Below are 16368 nucleotides of genomic sequence, written 5' to 3'. Positions count from 1 at the left end.
GTCCTGGTCAAGACGCACATCACAGGCCGGTAACAACCTTCCTCTACTAGTTTAGCAGGTGAAACCCGAAACCCCCCAACCCGTCAGCGCTCCACGAAGCCGGGGGCCTCGCCGCGCGGGGCGCTCCAGCGCTCCGCCACGCCCGTGACCTTGCCCGGACGGCTCGGCGTGTCACCGCCCAGCAGGTCGAGAAGCTGCCGGCACCTGCCTCGGGGGCCCTCCGCGACGACCTCCACGCGTCCGTCGCTCAGGTTCGACGCGCTGCCGGCCAGGCCGAGCTCCAGTGCCCGTGACCGCACCCACCAGCGGAACCCGACGCCCTGGACGCGTCCGCGCACCCAGGCGGTGAGCCGCACGATCTCCTCGTCGTCCATCACGTTCCGGAACCCTGGTGGCGGGCGCGCCTGGGGCGCGGCTGGCACACCGGGCAACTGTAGGACGAACGGTTCATGAACTCGTCGCGGCGGATCGGGGTGCCGCAGCGGCGGCACGGCTCGTCCCGCCGCCCGTAGGCGTCGAGGGAGCGTTCGAAGTAGCCGCTCTCGCCGTTCACGTTGACGTACAGGCTGTCGAAGGACGTGCCGCCGACCGCCAGGGCGGCCCCCATGACGTCCCGTGCGGCTTCCAGGACGCGCGTGGCCTCCGCCCGCGTCATCGTGTCGGTCGGCCGCGCCCAGTGCAGCCTCGCCCGCCACAGCGCCTCGTCGGCGTAGATGTTGCCGACCCCGCTGATCAGTGACTGGTCGAGGAGCGCCCGTTTGATCCCGGTCCTGCGGCGGCGGAGCGCGCGGAAGAACGTCTCCGCGTCGAACGCGTCCTCCAGCGGGTCGGCGGCGATGTGCACGATCGGTTCCGGGACGAGCGCCTCCGCCGAGAAGGCGTCCGGGACGAGGTCGGTCACCATGAGATGGCCGAACGTCCGCTGGTCGACGAAGCGGAGGTCGTGGCCGCCGTCGTCGAAGACGATCCGGACCCGCAGGTGCTTCTCGCGCTCCCGGTCCGGCTCACCGACGAGCAGCTGCCCGCTCATGCCCAGATGGGCCAGCATCGCCTCACCGGGGCCGCCGGAGCCGTTCCGCGGGGGCGGCCCCCCGGACTCCCCGTCCAGCGGGATCCACATGTACTTGCCGCGGCGGCGGGGGGTGAGCATGGTGCGGCCCTTGAGGCGGGCGGCGAAGTCGGCCGGGCCCGCCTCGTGGCGGCGCACCGAGCGGGGGTGCAGCACCTCGGCGCAGGCGATCGTCCGGCCGGTCGTCCAGCGTTCCAGGCCGCGCCGGACGACCTCGACCTCGGGAAGCTCAGGCACCGGCCTGGGCCGCCTGGCCCGCTTCCCGTGTGGCCTGCCCGCCCTGCGCCTCGGCCTCCCGCTGGACGACGATCGCGCGGATCTCGTTCCAGGCGGCCTCGGCGGCGTGCTGCTCGGCCTCCTTCTTGCTGCGGCCCTCGCCCGACCCGTAGGTCTTCCCGCCGACCCGCACCGAGGCGCGGAACGTCTTCTGGTGGTCGGGCCCGCTCTCGGCGACGTGGTACTCGGGGACGCCGAGTTCCTCCACGGCGGTGAGCTCCTGCAGCGAGGTCTTCCAGTCGAGCCCCGCGCCGAGGCCGGCCGACCGGGCGATCAGCGCGTCGAAGAGCCGGTGCACGAGGGCGGACGCCTCCGCCAGCCCGCGGTCCAGGTACACCGCGCCGATCAGCGCCTCCAGGGTGTCGGCCAGGATGGACGCCTTGTCGCGGCCCCCGGTGCCCTCCTCGCCGCGGCCGAGCCGGATGTGGGCGCCGACGCCGAGGCCGCGGGCCACGCCCGCGAGGGCGCGCATGTTGACCACGGCGGCGCGCAGCTTCGCCAGCTGCCCCTCGGGCAGGTCGGGATGGCCCCGGAACAGGGTGTCGGTGACGACGAGGCCCAGCACCGAGTCGCCGAGGAACTCCAGGCGCTCGTTGGTGGGCAGGCCGCCGTTCTCGTAGGCGTACGAACGGTGCGTCAGTGCCCGTTCAAGCAGCTCGTCGTCCACTTGGACGCCGAGCGCCGCGGTCAGTTCCGCGCGCTCCGGCACGGGTTCGCTTCTCTTGGCGCTCACGGGCCCTCCTCGCAGGCCGTGCACCGCGCATCGCGCGGTCGCTGGTGCGGCGCGCCGGCCGGAACGGCCGGGACGGCGGGGACGCACGGCGGGAGGGGTCCGCGAAGACGAGGTGCGCGCCGGTCTGCCGACCCGGCGTGCACCACGGCTCCGGGCGCGTTCTCCGCGCCGTTCACCACGCCGACGTCACGCGCCGGGTGGTCGGGGTGCGATGTCCGTCCCGCACCGTGGGGGGCGGGCCGCGCCGTCCGCGCGGATCCGCCCCCCAGGATGCGAGAAGGCTCAGGCCGACGGGGTGATGACCTGCCGCCGGTCGTAGGTTCCGCACGTCGCGCACGCGGTGTGCGGCAGCTTCTTGTCGCGGCACGCCGGGCACTCGACCAGGGTCGGCGCCGCGGTCTTCCACTGCGCACGCCGGTGCCGCGTGTTGCTGCGCGACTTCTTCCGCTTCGGGACGGCCACGTCAGCCCTCCTGCCTTCCTTCTCGTCGGTCGGATCCCTGGGAGCCGGAACTCCCGTTCCCCCGGTCGGGGGAGGCCGGCGCCATGTCGCCGGCGAGGTCTCGCAGCGCCGCCCACCGTGGGTCGGCGGCGTCGTGGTGGTGCCCCGGCTCGACGTCCGCCAGCCGTGCACCGCAGTCCGGGCACAGGCCCGGGCAGTCGTCCCGGCACAGCGGGGACAGCGGCAGCGCGAGCACCACCGCGTCCCGCAGGACCGGTTCGAGGTCGATGAAGTCGCCCTCGAGGCGGAGCTCGTCGTCGTCGGCGTTCCCGCCCGAGCGGGTGTCGTCGTAGACGAACAGCTCCTGGAAGTCCGCCTCGAAGGTCGAGGCGATCGGGTCGAGGCAGCGGGAGCACTCCCCCTCCAGGGGAACCGTCGCCGTGCCGGTGACGAGCACCCCCTCCAGCACCGCTTCAAGCCGGAGGTCCAGCTCGATCGCGGCGCCCGTGGGGACGCCCACCATCCGGGCGCCGAAATCCTCCGGTGCCGGCACGGTCAGGTGCGCCTCCCGCGACGACCCGGCCTGCCTGCCCAGGGCTCGGGTGTCGAGCACGAGAGGGGCGCTGGGGTCGAGGCGAGTCAGCGGATTCCTGCTTTCGTGAGGCATGGTGAACGGCGGCCGCCTGTGATGGCCGATGTCCCAGGGTACCGAACCAGGGGCGATGACCCAACTCGCGGCCCGTGCGCCGGGCCCCGGGGTCAGTTCCCCCGCTGGAGCCGCTCCACCAGCCGCTCGTGGACGCTGTCGGGGACGAGCCCGGAGATGTCCCCCCCGAACTTCACGACCTCCTTCATCAGGCTCGACGACAGGAACGCGTACTCGGGGTTCGTCGCCATGAACAGGGTCTCGACCCCGGCGATCCGGTGGTTCATCTGCGCCATCTGCAACTCGTACTCGTAGTCGCTGACGGCCCGCAGCCCCCGGACGATCACCGGGATGTCCTGCTCCCTGCAGTAGTCGACGGTGAGCCCGTAGAAGGTGTCCACCGTGACGTTGCCGTACTCCCGGGTGACCTCGGTGATCATGTCGGCCCGCTCGTCCACGGTGAACAGGCTCTTCTTGTTCTTGTTGATCAGCACGGCGACGACCACCTCGTCGTAGAGGCGGGAGGCGCGGCTGATGATGTCGAGATGACCGTTGGTGACGGGGTCGAACGATCCCGGACAGACGACACGGCGCACGATGTGAACCCCTTCGGTCCCGGTTTCTGACCTGCGGCGTGAAAGTACCAAATCGCATTCGGCTCGCTTTCACCCGGGCTCATCGCGGGGCCGCGCCGCCCGCTCAGCCGCCCAGCGCGTCGATGATCTTCGCGGCGATCGGGCCTGACTCGATGCCGTAGCCGGGCGCCTCGGTCATCACCGCGACCGCGTACCCGGGGTTCTCGGGCGGGCCGAAGCCGATGAACCAGCGGTCGTTGTAGGCGGCGCCCTCGACGTCGGCGGTCCCGGTCTTGCCGCCGAGGACGGAGGTCCCCTTCAGCGACTTGCCCGTCCCCCGCTCGACGACGGCCTTCATCAGGTCCCGCATCTGCTTCGCCTGGCCGGACGTCAGCGCCCGCGACATCCGCCTGGGCGAGATCGTGTCCACGGTGGAGCCGTCCGAGGCGCGTACCTTGGCGACGAGGTGCGGCCGCATCACCACTCCGTCGTTGAGGACGCCGGCGGCGACCATGGCCATCTGCAGCGGCGAGGCGACCGTGCTGCCCTGCCCGATCGCGCCGAGCGCGCTGAGCGCGGGCTGGTCGGTCTCCGGGAACGAACTGGGGGCGCTCTTCAGGCCGTTCGCGTACTCGATCCGGTCGCCGAACCCGAACCCCGCCGCCTCCCGGTGGACGGCGTCGTTACCGGGCTCCTCCGCCCCCATGTACGCGAACGTGGTGTTGCACGACTGGGCGTACGCCTCGATCAGCGGGATCCGGTTCAGGTCGCAGGAGCCGCCGATGTCGCCCGCGTCGTTGTTGATCGCCTGGCCGGCGCCCGGCGGCCGGTAGCCGCGTCCGGCCCTGACCCGGGTGTCCGCGCTCGCGCCCGCCTCCAGCGCCGACGCGGCGACCACGGTCTTGAACGTGGAGCCGGGCGGGAACAGTTCCCCCGTCGCCTTGTTGAGCAGCGGCTTGAGCTTCTGGCCGCTCAGCCGGTTGAAGGCGTTCACGGCCTTCTCCCGGTCGAGCGTCGACACGTCGTTCGGGTCGTAGGACGGCGTGGACGCCATCACCCGGACCGCGCCGGTGCCCGCGTCCAGGACCACCGCCGCCGCGCGCCGCGCGCCGCTCGACGCCAGCGCGTCGTAGGCGGCGCGCTGCGCCTTCACGTCCACGGTGGCCTCGACGGTCCCGCCGGGGACGTGCTCGCCGATGAGCTTGTCGACGAAGTTCGACGTGGCGAGACGGGCGTCGGAGCCGTCCAGGAAGTGGTTCTCGGCCTGCTCCAGCCCGGCCTGGGCGAACACGGAGAAGTAGCCGGTGATCGGCGCGAAGACCGGACCGTCCTTGTAGCGGCGCTGGTAGCGGTGGTCGGCGCGCTCCTCCGACCAGGCGAGCCGTTCCCCGTCCGCCACGATGGGGCCGCGGTCGACCTTGAAGCGGTCCTCGAACTGGCGGGCGTTGAGCGAGTCGTCGCGCAGGTTCTGCGCATCGAAGCCCTGCACATAGGTGATGTTCGCCATCAGCGCGATCACCATCACCAGGGTGACGACCCAGGTGCGGCCCACCGCGCGGTCGATCCCCGGCTTCATGGCATGCCTTTACCCGCGCTTCCCTCGCCTCAACGGCCTTCCGCGCGGCCGTACCAGAAAATCGCCTCGCCGTAACGCCGGTCGCGCTCCGCCTCGTAGCCGTCCGGCCACCGCAGCGCGGGCCCGCGCGCGGCGCGCTCCACGACGATCAGCGCGCCCGGGGCGGCCCAGCCGTGGTCGCGCAGGTTCTCCAGCAGGACGGTGACGGAACCGTCCGCCAGCGCGTACGGCGGGTCGGCGAAGATCAGGTCGTAGGGCTCGCCGGGCTCCCTCCGGACGAGCCGCTCCACCTTGTCCGGGCAGGGGACGGCACCGGGCAGCCCGAGCGCGTCGATGTTCTGCCGGATGACCCTCATCGCCCGCGGATGCGACTCGACGAGCAGCGCGTGCGCGGCGCCCCGGGAGAGCGCTTCGAGCCCGACCGCGCCCGACCCGGCGTACAGGTCCGCGACGCGCAGCCCGTCCAGGGGGCCGAGCAGGGCGAGGACGGTGGAGAACAGGCCCTCCCTGGCGCGGTCGCTCGTCGGCCTCGTGTCCCGTCCCGGCGGGACGGCGAGCCGCCGCCCGCCGGCGCGGCCCGCGATGACCCGCGTCATGCCTTCTCCAGGAAGTCGGCGCGTTCCTCGTCCAGGAGGGAGGCCAGCACGGTCGCCAGGCCGGGGTGACCGGACAGGTCGGGGTCGCTCTCCACGAGCGCCGTCGCCTCCTCGCGGGCGTCGCGGATCACGTCCTCGTCCCGCTGGAGGGTGAGCAGCCGCAGGCTGGAGGCGCGGCCGGCCTGCGCGGCGCCCAGCACGTCGCCCTCGCGGCGCTGCTCCAGGTCGAGCCTCGACAGCTTGAACCCGTCGGTGGTGGACGCGACGGCGGCGAGCCGCTCCCGCGCCTTGCCGCCGGGTTCGGCGTCGGTCACCAGGAGGCAGAGGCCGGGCAGCGAGCCGCGGCCGACCCGGCCGCGCAACTGGTGGAGCTGGGAGACGCCGAACCGGTCGGCGTCCATGATGACCATGACGGTGGCATTGGGGACGTCCACACCGACCTCGATGACCGTGGTGGCGAGCAGGACGTCCAGTTCCCGTCCGGTGAAGCGGCGCATCACCGCGTCCTTCTCGTCGGGATGGAGCTTGCCGTGCAGGACGCCGATGCGCAGGCCGGCAAGGAGTTCTTCCAGTTTCGGCAGCATCTCCATGATGCCGAGCGGCGACCGGCGCTCTCCTTCCTCGGCGGCCACGGCGTCGCCTTCGTCACCCTCCTGTTCCCCGATGCGCGGGCAGACGATGTAGATCTGCCGTCCCTTCGCGGCCTCCTCCTTGATGCGCTCCCAGGTGCGGGCGAGGAACGCGGGTTTCTCCGGCGGCACCACGTGGGTCTGGATCTGCGAGCGTCCCGCCGGGAGCTGCCCGAGCACCGAGGTCTCCAGGTCGCCGAACACCGTCATCGCGACCGTGCGCGGGATCGGCGTCGCCGTCATGACCAGGACGTGCGGACGCCCGCCGCCGACCTTCTCGCGGAGCGCGTCCCGCTGCTCGACGCCGAAGCGGTGCTGCTCGTCCACGACGACGAGCCCGAGGTCGGCGAACTGGACGCTCTCCTGCAGCAGCGCGTGGGTGCCGACGACGATCCCGGCCGCGCCGGACGCGGCGTCCAGCAGCGCCTCCTTGCGCGCCTTGGCGGCCAGCGACCCGGTCAGCAGCGCGACGCGGGTCGCGTGCTCCGCGCCGCCGAGCCGCCCCGCCTGCGCCAGGTCACCGAGCATCCCGGTGATGGACCGGTAGTGCTGCTGCGCGAGGACCTCGGTGGGCGCCAGCAGCGCCGCCTGCCCGCCGCCGTCCACGACCTGCAACATCGCCCGCAACGCGACCACCGTCTTGCCCGCGCCCACGTCGCCTTGGAGGAGGCGGTGCATGGGGTGTTCCCCGGCCAGGTCGGCGGCTATCTCGTCGCCGACCTCACGCTGGCCCTTGGTGAGTTCGAAAGGCAGGCGCGTGTCGAACTCCGCCTGGATGCCGCCGAAGACGGGCGGGCGCGGCTTGGCGGGGAGGGCGGCGGCGGCGAGCCGGCGCTGGGCCAGGGCGATCTGGACGACGAACGCCTCGTCCCATTTGAGGCGCTTGCGGGCGCGGCTCAGTTCGTCCCAGCTCTTGGGGCGGTGGATGCCCTCGTACGCCTCCCGCAGGCCGGTCAGTCCGCGGCGCCCGAGCAGGGCCTCGGGCATCGGGTCGGCGTGCAGGTCCAGGTGCGCCAGGACGGTCTCGACGGACCTGCCGATCGTCTCGATGGGCAGCGTCTTCGTGGACGGGTAGATCGGGATGATCTCGTCCGCCCACTCCTGCGCCGCCTGCTCCGCGCTCCGCTCGTGGACGACCTTGTACTGCGGATGGGTGAGCTGCCGGACGGCGTTCCCGCCGCGCGGCCGGTAGGTGCTGATCTTCCCGGCGAACAGGCCGCGGGTGCCGGGCGACAGTTCCTTTTCGGCCGTGTAGGAGCCTTTACGGCCGAAGAAGCTCAGCCTGAGCTGACCGGTGCCGTCGGTGACGGTGATCTCCAGGACGTAGCCGGGGTTGCGGGTGAGGCTGCGCCCCTGGACCTTGACGACCTCCGCCATGACCGTGACGTGCTCGCCGTCCTCCAGGCCGCTCAGCGAGGTCAGCTCGCCGCGGTGGGCGTAACGGCGCGGGTAGTGGTGGAGCAGGTCGCCGACCGTGTGCAGGTCGAGTCCCTTCTCCAGCGCCTTGGCCGTCTTGTCGCCGAGGACCTTGCGCAACGGCTCGTCGAGATTCGCCACGCAGTCTTTTCTAGCCCATGGGCACGACGGGATTCACTCTACGCCGATGAGGAGCGGGTACCGTTCCTGCCCGCCGTCGTAAACGCCGGTCTCCACGTCGGGGTGGTCGAGGCGGAGATGTTCCCCAAGTTCGTCCGCCAGGCCGGGCGGGGCGTAGGTCCCGATGATCAGCGTGACGAGCTCTCCCCCGCCGGACAGCATGCGGTCGAGGACGTTCCGGGCGACCTCCACGACATCTGCTCCGATCGTCACGACATCGCCTTCGATCAGGCCGAGGACGTCCCCGGGCTGACATAGGCCGACGCTCGTCATCGCCTCCTGCCCCGCGACTTCCAGGTGGCCGAACCGCGTGGCCCCTGCGGCGCGGGTCATCTCGATCACGTCCTCGTTGAAGCGGCGCAGCGGGTCGTGGACCGCCAGCGCCGCCATCCCCTGGACGGACGCCTTGGTCGGCACCACCGCGATCCGCGCGCCGCCGTCCCGCGCGCGCTCCGCGGCGGCCTCGGCGAGCCCCAGGACCTCGGGTTCGTTGGGCAGGACGGTCACCTCGTCGCCCGCCGCGAGGATCGCCTCCGCCAGCACCGCGAGCGGCGGCACCGTGCCCGGCCCACGGCGGACGACCCGCGCGCCGCACTCCTCGAACAGCGCGGCCAGCCCGTCGGCGGCGGTCACGGCGATGACCGCGCGTCCGGTGTGCGGGGCGTGCGGCTCCTCCTCCGCGCCCACGCGCAGGTAGCCGACCCGGATCCGGTGCGGGCGCCCCGCCGCCATGCCCGCCTCGATCGCGGCGCCGGCGTCGTCCACGTGGACGTGGACGTTCCACAGGCCGTCGCCGCCCACCACGACGAGGGAGTCCCCGAGGGCGTCGAGCCTCTCGCGCAGGGCGTGGACGGCGTCGTCCGGCGCGTCCAGCAGGTACATGACCTCGTAGCCGGGGCCCTTCGGTTCCGGGCGCGCCCCGGCGGGCGCCGGCGTCCCGGCGATGCGGGCGGGCACCTCGTACCGCTCGGGATACTCCTCGGTGACCACGGCGGCGAGCGCGTCGAGCACCACGCACAGCCCCGCCGCCCCCGCGTCGACCACGCCGCTGCGCGCCAGGACCTCCAGCTGGCCCGTGGTACGGCGGAGCGCCCGGCGGGCCCCGGCGGCGGCGTCGCGGCACGCCTCGGCGAGGCCGGGCGACGCGCACGCCGTGGCGGCCGCGGCGAGGACGCTCAGGATCGTCCCCTCCACGGGATGCTCGACGGCGCCGCGGGCCAGCCCGGACGCGTGGCTCAGCGCCCTCGCGAGCGCCGTCCCGTCCGGCGGCGCCTCCAGCGGGCCGAGGACGTCCGCGAGCCCGCGGAACGCCTGGCTGAGGATCACCCCCGAGTTGCCCCGGGCGCCCAGCAGCGCCCCCTGCGCGAGCGCCCGCCACGTCTCGGTGAAGCCCGCCGCGCCGGGCAGCTCGTCCAGCGCGTCCGCCGCCGCGATCACGGTCAGGTGCAGGTTGGTGCCGGTGTCACCGTCCGGAACGGGGAAGACGTTGAGCGCGTCGATCTCGCCCCTGGTACGGCCGAGCGCGTCCGCCGCCAGCCTGCACCACCGCCGCACCGCCGCACCGTCGAGCACCTCGCCCAAGAGCCCGCTCCCCTTCTCGCTCCCGCTGCCGGCGATTCGCCTACCGGCGGGGTGTCGGCTAGTCTGATCCGTGCGCCTCGTCCGAGGCGCTCGTCAGTGAGCACCCATGATGCCCGGCCCGTCCGTCGGCGGCACCGGGGCGGCGCTCCGGTCAGAGCATCGATACCACTTGGAGTTTCCCGTGGCTTCCGTCTGCGACGTCTGCGGCAAGGGACCCGGTTTCGGCATGCGCGTCTCCCACTCGCACCGCCGCACCCCGCGCCGCTGGAACCCCAACATCCAGCGTGTGCGCGCCGTCGTGAACGGCAGCACCAAGCGGATCAACGCCTGCACGTCCTGCATCAAGGCCGGCAAGGTCGTCAAGCCCACGGTCTGACCGCCGTCCCCGACGGCTTCGGGCCGGCTCACCGGACATCGCCCGGCGAGCCGGCCTTTTGCGTGCCTCGAATCTTTGCGTGCCTGGGTCAGGGGCGGTGGCGCCAGGCATGGTCCACGGGTCCTATGCCGGCGCCGAGGGGGAAGCCGGCCGCGATCGCGCCCGTCACGTACTCCTTGGCCTTCGCCACCGCCGCGGGGACGTCCTCACCCAGCGCCAGGTTGGACGCGATGGCGGACGCGAGCGTGCAGCCGGTTCCGTGGGTGTGCCGGTTGTCGTGCCGGGGCGCGGTGAAACGGTGCTCGTGCTCGCCGTCGAACAGCAGGTCGGCGGGCTCTCCCGGCAGGTGCCCGCCCTTGATCAGCACCCACCGCGGGCCGAGCGCCTTGACGGCCTCGGCCGCCTCGCGCAGCCCCGCCTCGTCCACGACCTTGACGCCGGTGAGCTGCTCCACCTCGTACAGGTTCGGTGTGGCGACGGTCGCGACCGGCAGCAGCGCCGAGCGGACGGCGTGGACGGCGTCAGGAGCGAGCAGCGGGTCGCCGTGCTTCGACACACCGACGGGGTCGACGACAACGGGCGCGCCGGCGGCGGCGAGCGCCTCGGCGACGGTCTCGACGAGCACCGTGGACGCCAGCATCCCGGTCTTGATCGCATGGGCGCCGATGTCGGACAGGACGGAGTCGAGTTGCGCGCGCACCGCCTCGGGCGGCAGTTCCCAGTAGCCCTGGACGCCGAGCGAGTTCTGCGCGGTGACGGCGGCGATGACGCTCATCCCGTGGACGCCGTGAGCGAGCATGGTCTTCAGGTCCGCCTGGATGCCGGCGCCGCCGCCGGAGTCCGAGCCCGCGATGGTGAGCACGAGCGGCGGGGCCGGGGACGAGGGCGAGATACGCGACATGCCGTCCACTTTATGGTGCGCTGACCGGCGCGGCGATCGTGGCCGGCGGCGTCCTCACACGAGGCTGCAGGGCAGCTTGTTCAGGATGCAGGCGGACGGCCGGGAGGCGGTGCCGCGCGCGGTGAACACGACCCGGACGGTGTCGCCGGGTACGATCCCGCCCTGGCCGCGCACGAACGCGACCCGGCCGGTCCGGACGACGGTGGCGCCGCTGACGGCGGTGACCGAGGCGTTCGGGATCTTGAAGGCGAGCGCCCACTTCGAGACGGGCTGGTGCCCCTTGTTGGCGATGGTGGCGGTGGCCTTGAAACCGCCGGGCGTCTTGGCGGCGACCCGGAAGGCGATGATGAGGCCGTCGGCGCGGCCGGTGCCGCGGCCGGCGCGCTCGCCCGGGCCGCGCTGGGAGACCTGGCTGTCGCGCGGGTTGCTCAGTGTTTCGCGCGGGGCGCCGCCCGCGAAGTTGAGCGATATCTGCTGCGTGCTCAGCGCGTAGGAGACGATCCCGACCGCGATGACGAGCGCGACGATCGGCAGCAGCGGGAGCGGCAGCACCGAGACGAGCCTCGTCCAGCCGCTCCCGCCGGACGATTCGGCGTGGGACTCGGTCTCCGGCCTGTCGCGCGGCCGTTCCGGCGGGTTCTCGGGGGCGGGGGCGGGGGCGGGGGCGCCGGGATAATCGCCCGGATAGTCCCCTGGGAGCGGGTCGAAGTGGGATGAGCCGGGCGGTCCGTGCTGGCGTTCCGCGGCCGGCGGCGGCCCCGGCCGAGGCCGCTCGTACGACGACACGAACACCCGGTCATCGGTGGGCCCGGAGAAGGCCTCGAAGGACGGGTCGGCGGGAGCCCCGTAGTACGACCCCTGGGACGCGGGAGCGCCCGGTAGGGGTTCGTCGTCCGGTTGCTCGTGCCTCGTGTGTCGTCCCATCCCATCCCTCTTCGATCACAGGATGTATACCAAACCCGTACCAAACCTGCCTACCGGATGCGGCAACGCGCACAGGTGTGCACGTTCCGTGCACCTCACCGTCCGGACGGCCCCGTTCAGCCGTCGAAGTGGTCCCAGGAGCCGGGCGGCGGTTCGCGTCCGTCCACGCGCACTCCCGCGCCTTCGGTGACGACACCGATCCGCGACCAGGACGGCGGCACGGGGCCGGGAAAGGTTCCGGCGAACGCGTGGTCCTCGCCGCCGGTGAGCGCGTGCCGCAGCCCGTCCGGCCCGAGGATCCGCGGGACGGGGACGGCCGCGGAGTCGATCTCGATCCGCACCCCGCTCGCCGCCGCGATGTGCCCGAGGTCCTGGACGAGGCCGTCGCTCACGTCCATCAGCGCGGTGGCGCCCTGGGCCCGCGCCTCGCCCCCGGCGGCATAGGGCGGTTCTGGACGCCGGTGCGCCGCGATCAGTTCCGCGGGCCCGCCGCGCCCCGCGCCGAGCAGCGCCAGCCCCGCGGCGGCGAACCCGAGCCTGCCGCGGACCGCCACCGCATCGCCCGGCCGGGCCCCGGACCGGGTGAGCGGCGCCCCGCCGCCCAGGTCGCCGAGCGCGGTGACCGCCAGGGTGATCCGCGGGGCGGACACGACGTCGCCGCCCGCGACGGACGCCCCCGCCACCCGGCACTCGTCGGCGAATCCGTCATAGAGTTGCTCGGCCCAGCCCGCGCCGGTCTCGGCCGGTGCGGCGAACCCGATCAGCAGGGCCGTGGGCCGGGCGCCCATCGCCACGACGTCGGCGAGGTTCTGCGCGGCGGCCTTGCGCCCGATGTCGTAGGGGCCGGACCAGTCACGGCGGAAGTGGCGTCCCTCCACGAGGAGGTCGGTGGTGGCGACGACACGCCCGTCCGGGGCCGCGATCACCGCGGCGTCGTCGCCGGGCCCGAGCAGGACCGCCTCGCCCTGCGGCAGTCGCCGCGTCAACCGGCCGATCAGCCCGAACTCCCCCAACTCGCCGATCGTGCCCATCCGCGCCCGTTCTTCCGTGTTCCGCCTGTTCGGGACGCCTCACGGAAGCACACGGCACCCCGGCCCCCCGCGACGGCGCGTAACACGATACGGTGAACCGTCCGACGGTTGATTCTCCGCCCTGGGAGGACGTGATGGTGCAGGCCTACATCCTCATCCAGACCGAAGTCGGTAAGGCCGCCGAGGTGGCGGGCCACATCTCCGGCGTGACGGGCGTCACCCTGGCGGAGGACGTCACGGGTCCCTACGACGTGATCGTCCGAGCGGAGGCGCGCAATGTGGACGAGCTGGGCAAGCTCGTCGTGGCGCAGATCCAGGCCGTCGAAGGCATCACCCGCACCCTCACCTGCCCGATTGTTCACATCTAGGCTCCCGGCGGCGCTCCTGCTCACCGCGCTGATGGTCCTGGCCGCCGGGTGCGGCGAGGGGGCCGTGCAGGTGCCCGTACCGCATCCCGACGCGGCGACCGCGCGGCTGTGCCAGGGTCTGCGGCTGCCCGAGAAGGTGCATGAGCAGGAACGCCGCGACACCTCCCCGAGCTCGCCGCTGACCGCCGCGTGGGGCTCGCCCGCGATCGCGCTGCGCTGCGGTGTGCCGCGGCCTGCCGCGCTCCATCCCCGGTCCCAACTGGTGACGATCAACGGGATCGACTGGTTCGGCGTGCCCGCCGACCGGCCGGTCACCTTCACCGCCGTGGGACGGCAGGCGTACGTCGAGGTGACGGTGCCCCCGAAGTACAACCCGGCCGGGGACGTGCTGATCGAGCTGGGACCGTCGATCAAGGCGACGATCCCGGCCAAGCCCGAGGGCCAGATCTGATCACGGCTTCGGGACGAGGCCCTCGCCGCGCGGGCGGCGGCGAGCCCCGGCCGCTGCCCGCTCCAGGCGCCGTTTCACCTCACCCGGGCAGGATGAGGTCCGCCGTCTCGGCGAGCCTGTCGGCCATGCCGGCATAGGACGTGTAGCCCATGCCCGCGTGCACCAGCGCGCCGGTGCAGGCCAGCTCCAGCGCGCCGAGGATCTCGGGGGCGTCGTGGTCGCCGAGCGCGGCCCGCAGCCGCTCGCGGATCGCCACGCCGATCCGCACCCGCAGCTCGCGGACGTCGGGATCGGTGCCGAGCAGCGCGGTGGTGCAGGCCGCGGCCAGCTCCGGCTCGTCCGATCCCAGCAGCGCGATCTCGCGCAGCGTCCCCGCCACGCGCTCGCGCGGCGTACCGTCCGCCGCGACGGGCGGCAGGGCGCTGAGCCGGCGCCAGAACACCTCGCTGATCAGGTGGTTCTTGGACGCGAAGTAGGTGTAGGCGGTGGCGGGCGCGACGCCGGCGCGCTTGGCCACGTTGCGGACGGTCAGGCCCTCGTAGCCGGTCTCGCCGACCTCCGCCACGGCGGCGTCGGTCAGCCGCCGCACGGTGCCGGCCTGCCGCTCGCTGAGGCGGCGGCGGGTGGGCTCGGTCGTCAGCCGCTCATTCCCGGACACATGTCCAGACGCTAGTTCCGGAACCGCCGGGGGGCAATCTCCCGCACGGGCCGGTGACGGACGAGGGGAATCAGGGTGGGGCGGGTGGGATTCGAACCCACTCAGTACAGAGACACCTGGGTTACAGCCAGGCCCGACTCTCCGGGCGTCGGCGCCGCCCCGTGCGCGGGTGGACCCGCGTCGTACCTCCGGAGGGATTCGAACCCCCATCGCACAGCACCTCATGCTGCCGTCTCTGCCGTTGGACTACGGAGGCGTGCGTGCGGCTCCCGGGATTCGAACCCGGAACGTCCACTTCCTGAAAGTGGCCTCTCTTGCCGGTTGGAGTAGAGCCGCTGGGATCTCGCCAGGGTGGGCGCCGCTCGCGGCCTCCGGCCGGGGGTGTCAGGACACGGGATACCGGCCGGGGCGGGCGTGCGACGCCGAGGGCAGTCGAAGCCGATACTGCTCCAGAGCCATGGCCGGTCCTCCTCTCGATGTCTCGGACACCGTCCACGGTGCCATCGGCGGCGAGACGGCCGCAACATGTTTTCCGGGTCAGGCGTTCTCGTTCGGCAGCAGCGAGCCGAAGGCGACCAGCGCCCAGAACGCGACCATGATCCAGCCGAGCGCGATGCCGGTCACCGCGAGGCCGAGCCCCCGCTCCCCCGAGCGCCGCAGCCGCACCCAGGCCATGTGCCCGGCGATGATCGCGGGGATGGACGGCAGCCCGCATGTGATCAGCCCGACCGCCCCCATGGACACCGCATAGATCGCGAGGCTGTTGACCGGCGCCTTGGCGGGTGCGGCCGGATACTGAGAAACGGTATGCGGCGGAGGCGCCGGGTACCCCGCGGGCTGCCGGTACGCGGCCGGGCGGGCGGCGATCGCGTCGGCGTACCGGTTCCACGACTCCGCCTCGGCCGTGCGCCCCTGCCCGTTCAGCAGCATCGCGAGGTTGCGCATGGCGGACGGGTCACCGGCCTGCGCGGCCTGCCGGTACTGGCTCTCGACCAGCGCCTCCGCCTCCCCCGCGGCGAGCCGCGGAGCCGGCGGCGGCACGGTCGAGGACGTGCTCGGCTCCGGCGTGCGGTGCGGGGCGGGCGCCTGCTCACGGACCCCGCTGGAGATGAGCCGGTCCAGCAGCGACTGCGCGGACGGCCGCTGCGCCGGGTCCTTCGCCAGGGCCGCCCGGACCGCGCCGAGGAGCGCGCCGTCCAGTCCGCCGAGGTCCGGTTCGCCGCTGATGATCTGGTGGATGACCGAGGGGAGCGAGTTGCCGCCGAAGCAGGGGCCGCCGCGCGCCGCGAACGCCACGGTCGCGCCCCACGCGAACACGTCGGACGCCGGGGAGGCGCCTCGTCCGTCCAGCTGCTCGGGGGCCATGAACGCGGGCGTGCCGATGATGCCGCCGGTCGCGGTGAGGCGCGTCCCGCCCAGGGACCTGGCGATACCGAAGTCGATCACCCGGGGCCCGAAGGTGGACAGCAGCACGTTGGCGGGCTTCAGGTCCCGGTGAACGACGCCCGCGTCGTGGATGGCGGTCAGCGCGGTCGCGATGCCGACCGCGACGGCCTCCAGGTCGGCGCCGCGCAGCGGCCCGTCCTTGGCCACGGCGGCGTCGAGGCTGGGGCCGTTGACGAACTCGGTCACCAGGTAGGGCGGGTCGGCGTCGGGGTCGGCGTCCAGGACGGGCGCCGTGCAGAACGGCCGGACGCGCTGCGCCGCCGCGACCTCCGCCTCGAACCGCGCACGGTACTGCCGGTCGGCGGCGAACTCCCGCCTGATCACCTTGATGGCGACCGTGCGCCCGGACGTGTCCAGCCCCGAATACACCGTGCCCATCCCGCCCTCGCCGAGACGGTTCACGACCCGGTAGGGACCGATGCGCTCCGGCAGGCCAGGGTGTGACACGGGGCGTTCTCCTCCAGACGGGGACCAGCGTCACAAGCCTGTCATATC

The 16368-nt window shown here is 73.1% G+C and carries 18 protein-coding genes and 3 tRNA genes; 3 read left to right on the top strand and 18 right to left on the bottom strand.

Features of this window, described 5'->3' with window-relative positions:
- Positions 1 to 83: 83 nt before the first annotated feature.
- The 10 genes from ACQP1N_RS10580 to ACQP1N_RS10535 form a co-directional block, all read right to left on the bottom strand.
- Positions 84 to 374 carry an acylphosphatase gene (locus tag ACQP1N_RS10580; protein ID WP_067793702.1) on the bottom strand — a complete coding sequence of 97 codons (291 nt, stop codon included), beginning with the start codon at positions 372 to 374 and terminating at the stop codon, positions 84 to 86.
- Positions 374 to 1306, bottom strand: a complete 933-nt coding sequence (gene mutM, locus ACQP1N_RS10575; protein WP_067793703.1) for a bifunctional DNA-formamidopyrimidine glycosylase/DNA-(apurinic or apyrimidinic site) lyase — start codon at positions 1304 to 1306, stop codon at positions 374 to 376. Before mutM ends, ACQP1N_RS10580 begins: the two co-directional genes overlap by 1 nt.
- On the bottom strand, positions 1299 to 2078 hold the full coding sequence (rnc, locus tag ACQP1N_RS10570; protein WP_433230774.1) for a ribonuclease III: 780 nt from the start codon (positions 2076 to 2078) through the stop codon (positions 1299 to 1301). Before rnc ends, mutM begins: the two co-directional genes overlap by 8 nt.
- A gap of 282 nt (positions 2079 to 2360) precedes the next feature.
- A complete protein-coding gene (gene rpmF, locus ACQP1N_RS10565) occupies positions 2361 to 2540 on the bottom strand; it encodes a 50S ribosomal protein L32 (RefSeq protein WP_067793705.1) in 180 nt (59 codons plus the stop codon).
- 1 nt (position 2541) lies between these two features.
- Entirely contained in the window at positions 2542 to 3186 is a 645-nt protein-coding gene (locus tag ACQP1N_RS10560) for a YceD family protein (protein ID WP_067793706.1), read from the bottom strand.
- A gap of 92 nt (positions 3187 to 3278) precedes the next feature.
- Positions 3279 to 3761 (bottom strand): pantetheine-phosphate adenylyltransferase, encoded by a 483-nt coding sequence (gene coaD, locus ACQP1N_RS10555; protein ID WP_067793707.1) that lies wholly within the window; start codon positions 3759 to 3761, stop codon positions 3279 to 3281.
- 103 nt (positions 3762 to 3864) lie between these two features.
- On the bottom strand, positions 3865 to 5316 hold the full coding sequence (locus ACQP1N_RS10550) for a penicillin-binding transpeptidase domain-containing protein (protein ID WP_433230770.1): 1452 nt from the start codon (positions 5314 to 5316) through the stop codon (positions 3865 to 3867).
- 29 nt (positions 5317 to 5345) lie between these two features.
- On the bottom strand, positions 5346 to 5912 hold the full coding sequence (gene rsmD / locus ACQP1N_RS10545; RefSeq protein WP_067793709.1) for a 16S rRNA (guanine(966)-N(2))-methyltransferase RsmD: 567 nt from the start codon (positions 5910 to 5912) through the stop codon (positions 5346 to 5348).
- A complete protein-coding gene (gene recG / locus ACQP1N_RS10540) occupies positions 5909 to 8098 on the bottom strand; it encodes an ATP-dependent DNA helicase RecG (RefSeq protein WP_067793710.1) in 2190 nt (729 codons plus the stop codon). Before recG ends, rsmD begins: the two co-directional genes overlap by 4 nt.
- Positions 8099 to 8131: 33 nt before the next feature.
- On the bottom strand, positions 8132 to 9709 hold the full coding sequence (locus ACQP1N_RS10535) for a DAK2 domain-containing protein (protein WP_433232657.1): 1578 nt from the start codon (positions 9707 to 9709) through the stop codon (positions 8132 to 8134).
- Positions 9710 to 9899: 190 nt separating this feature from the next.
- On the opposite strand from ACQP1N_RS10535, the gene rpmB reads away from it, so the two are divergent.
- Positions 9900 to 10094 (top strand): 50S ribosomal protein L28, encoded by a 195-nt coding sequence (gene rpmB / locus ACQP1N_RS10530; RefSeq protein ID WP_030164391.1) that lies wholly within the window; start codon positions 9900 to 9902, stop codon positions 10092 to 10094.
- A gap of 88 nt (positions 10095 to 10182) precedes the next feature.
- Here rpmB and thiD read toward each other — a convergent pair whose 3' ends face one another.
- The 3 genes from thiD to ACQP1N_RS10515 all read right to left on the bottom strand — a co-directional run bounded on the left by thiD (position 10183) and on the right by ACQP1N_RS10515 (position 12950).
- The gene (gene thiD, locus ACQP1N_RS10525) at positions 10183 to 10995 is read right to left on the bottom strand and encodes a bifunctional hydroxymethylpyrimidine kinase/phosphomethylpyrimidine kinase (protein ID WP_067793774.1); all 813 of its coding nucleotides are present in this window, start codon (positions 10993 to 10995) and stop codon (positions 10183 to 10185) included.
- A gap of 54 nt (positions 10996 to 11049) precedes the next feature.
- A complete protein-coding gene (locus tag ACQP1N_RS10520; protein WP_433230763.1) occupies positions 11050 to 11919 on the bottom strand; it encodes a cellulose binding domain-containing protein in 870 nt (289 codons plus the stop codon).
- Positions 11920 to 12035: 116 nt separating this feature from the next.
- Positions 12036 to 12950, bottom strand: a complete 915-nt coding sequence (locus tag ACQP1N_RS10515) for a thiamine-phosphate kinase (RefSeq protein WP_067793713.1) — start codon at positions 12948 to 12950, stop codon at positions 12036 to 12038.
- A gap of 134 nt (positions 12951 to 13084) precedes the next feature.
- Here ACQP1N_RS10515 and ACQP1N_RS10510 point away from each other — a divergent pair, with 134 nt between their 5' ends.
- Together ACQP1N_RS10510 and ACQP1N_RS10505 are read left to right on the top strand one after the other, a co-directional pair.
- A complete protein-coding gene (locus tag ACQP1N_RS10510) occupies positions 13085 to 13318 on the top strand; it encodes an Lrp/AsnC ligand binding domain-containing protein (protein ID WP_067632172.1) in 234 nt (77 codons plus the stop codon).
- Positions 13305 to 13769, top strand: a complete 465-nt coding sequence (locus tag ACQP1N_RS10505; protein WP_242608855.1) for a DUF3515 domain-containing protein — start codon at positions 13305 to 13307, stop codon at positions 13767 to 13769. The genes ACQP1N_RS10510 and ACQP1N_RS10505 overlap by 14 nt, the downstream gene beginning before the upstream one ends.
- A 79-nt stretch (positions 13770 to 13848) precedes the next feature.
- Here the strand turns inward: ACQP1N_RS10505 and ACQP1N_RS10500 are convergent, their stop codons facing one another.
- The 5 genes from ACQP1N_RS10500 to ACQP1N_RS10480 form a co-directional block, all read right to left on the bottom strand.
- A complete protein-coding gene (locus ACQP1N_RS10500) occupies positions 13849 to 14427 on the bottom strand; it encodes a TetR/AcrR family transcriptional regulator (protein ID WP_067793714.1) in 579 nt (192 codons plus the stop codon).
- Positions 14428 to 14503: 76 nt separating this feature from the next.
- Positions 14504 to 14588: transfer RNA gene (locus ACQP1N_RS10495), tRNA-Tyr, on the bottom strand.
- Positions 14589 to 14610: 22 nt separating this feature from the next.
- Positions 14611 to 14683: transfer RNA gene (locus ACQP1N_RS10490), tRNA-Leu, on the bottom strand.
- A gap of 5 nt (positions 14684 to 14688) precedes the next feature.
- Positions 14689 to 14763 (bottom strand) — tRNA-Leu (locus ACQP1N_RS10485).
- A 201-nt stretch (positions 14764 to 14964) separates the two neighbouring features.
- On the bottom strand, positions 14965 to 16320 hold the full coding sequence (locus ACQP1N_RS10480) for a protein kinase domain-containing protein (protein ID WP_433230758.1): 1356 nt from the start codon (positions 16318 to 16320) through the stop codon (positions 14965 to 14967).
- Positions 16321 to 16368: the final 48 nt, after the last annotated feature.

This window comes from Actinomadura formosensis (genome assembly GCF_050948385.1).
Lineage (GTDB): Bacteria > Actinomycetota > Actinomycetes > Streptosporangiales > Streptosporangiaceae > Spirillospora > Spirillospora formosensis.
The sequence above is the reverse complement of the archived record's forward strand: the minus strand, read 5'-3'. Positions and strand labels throughout refer to the sequence as shown.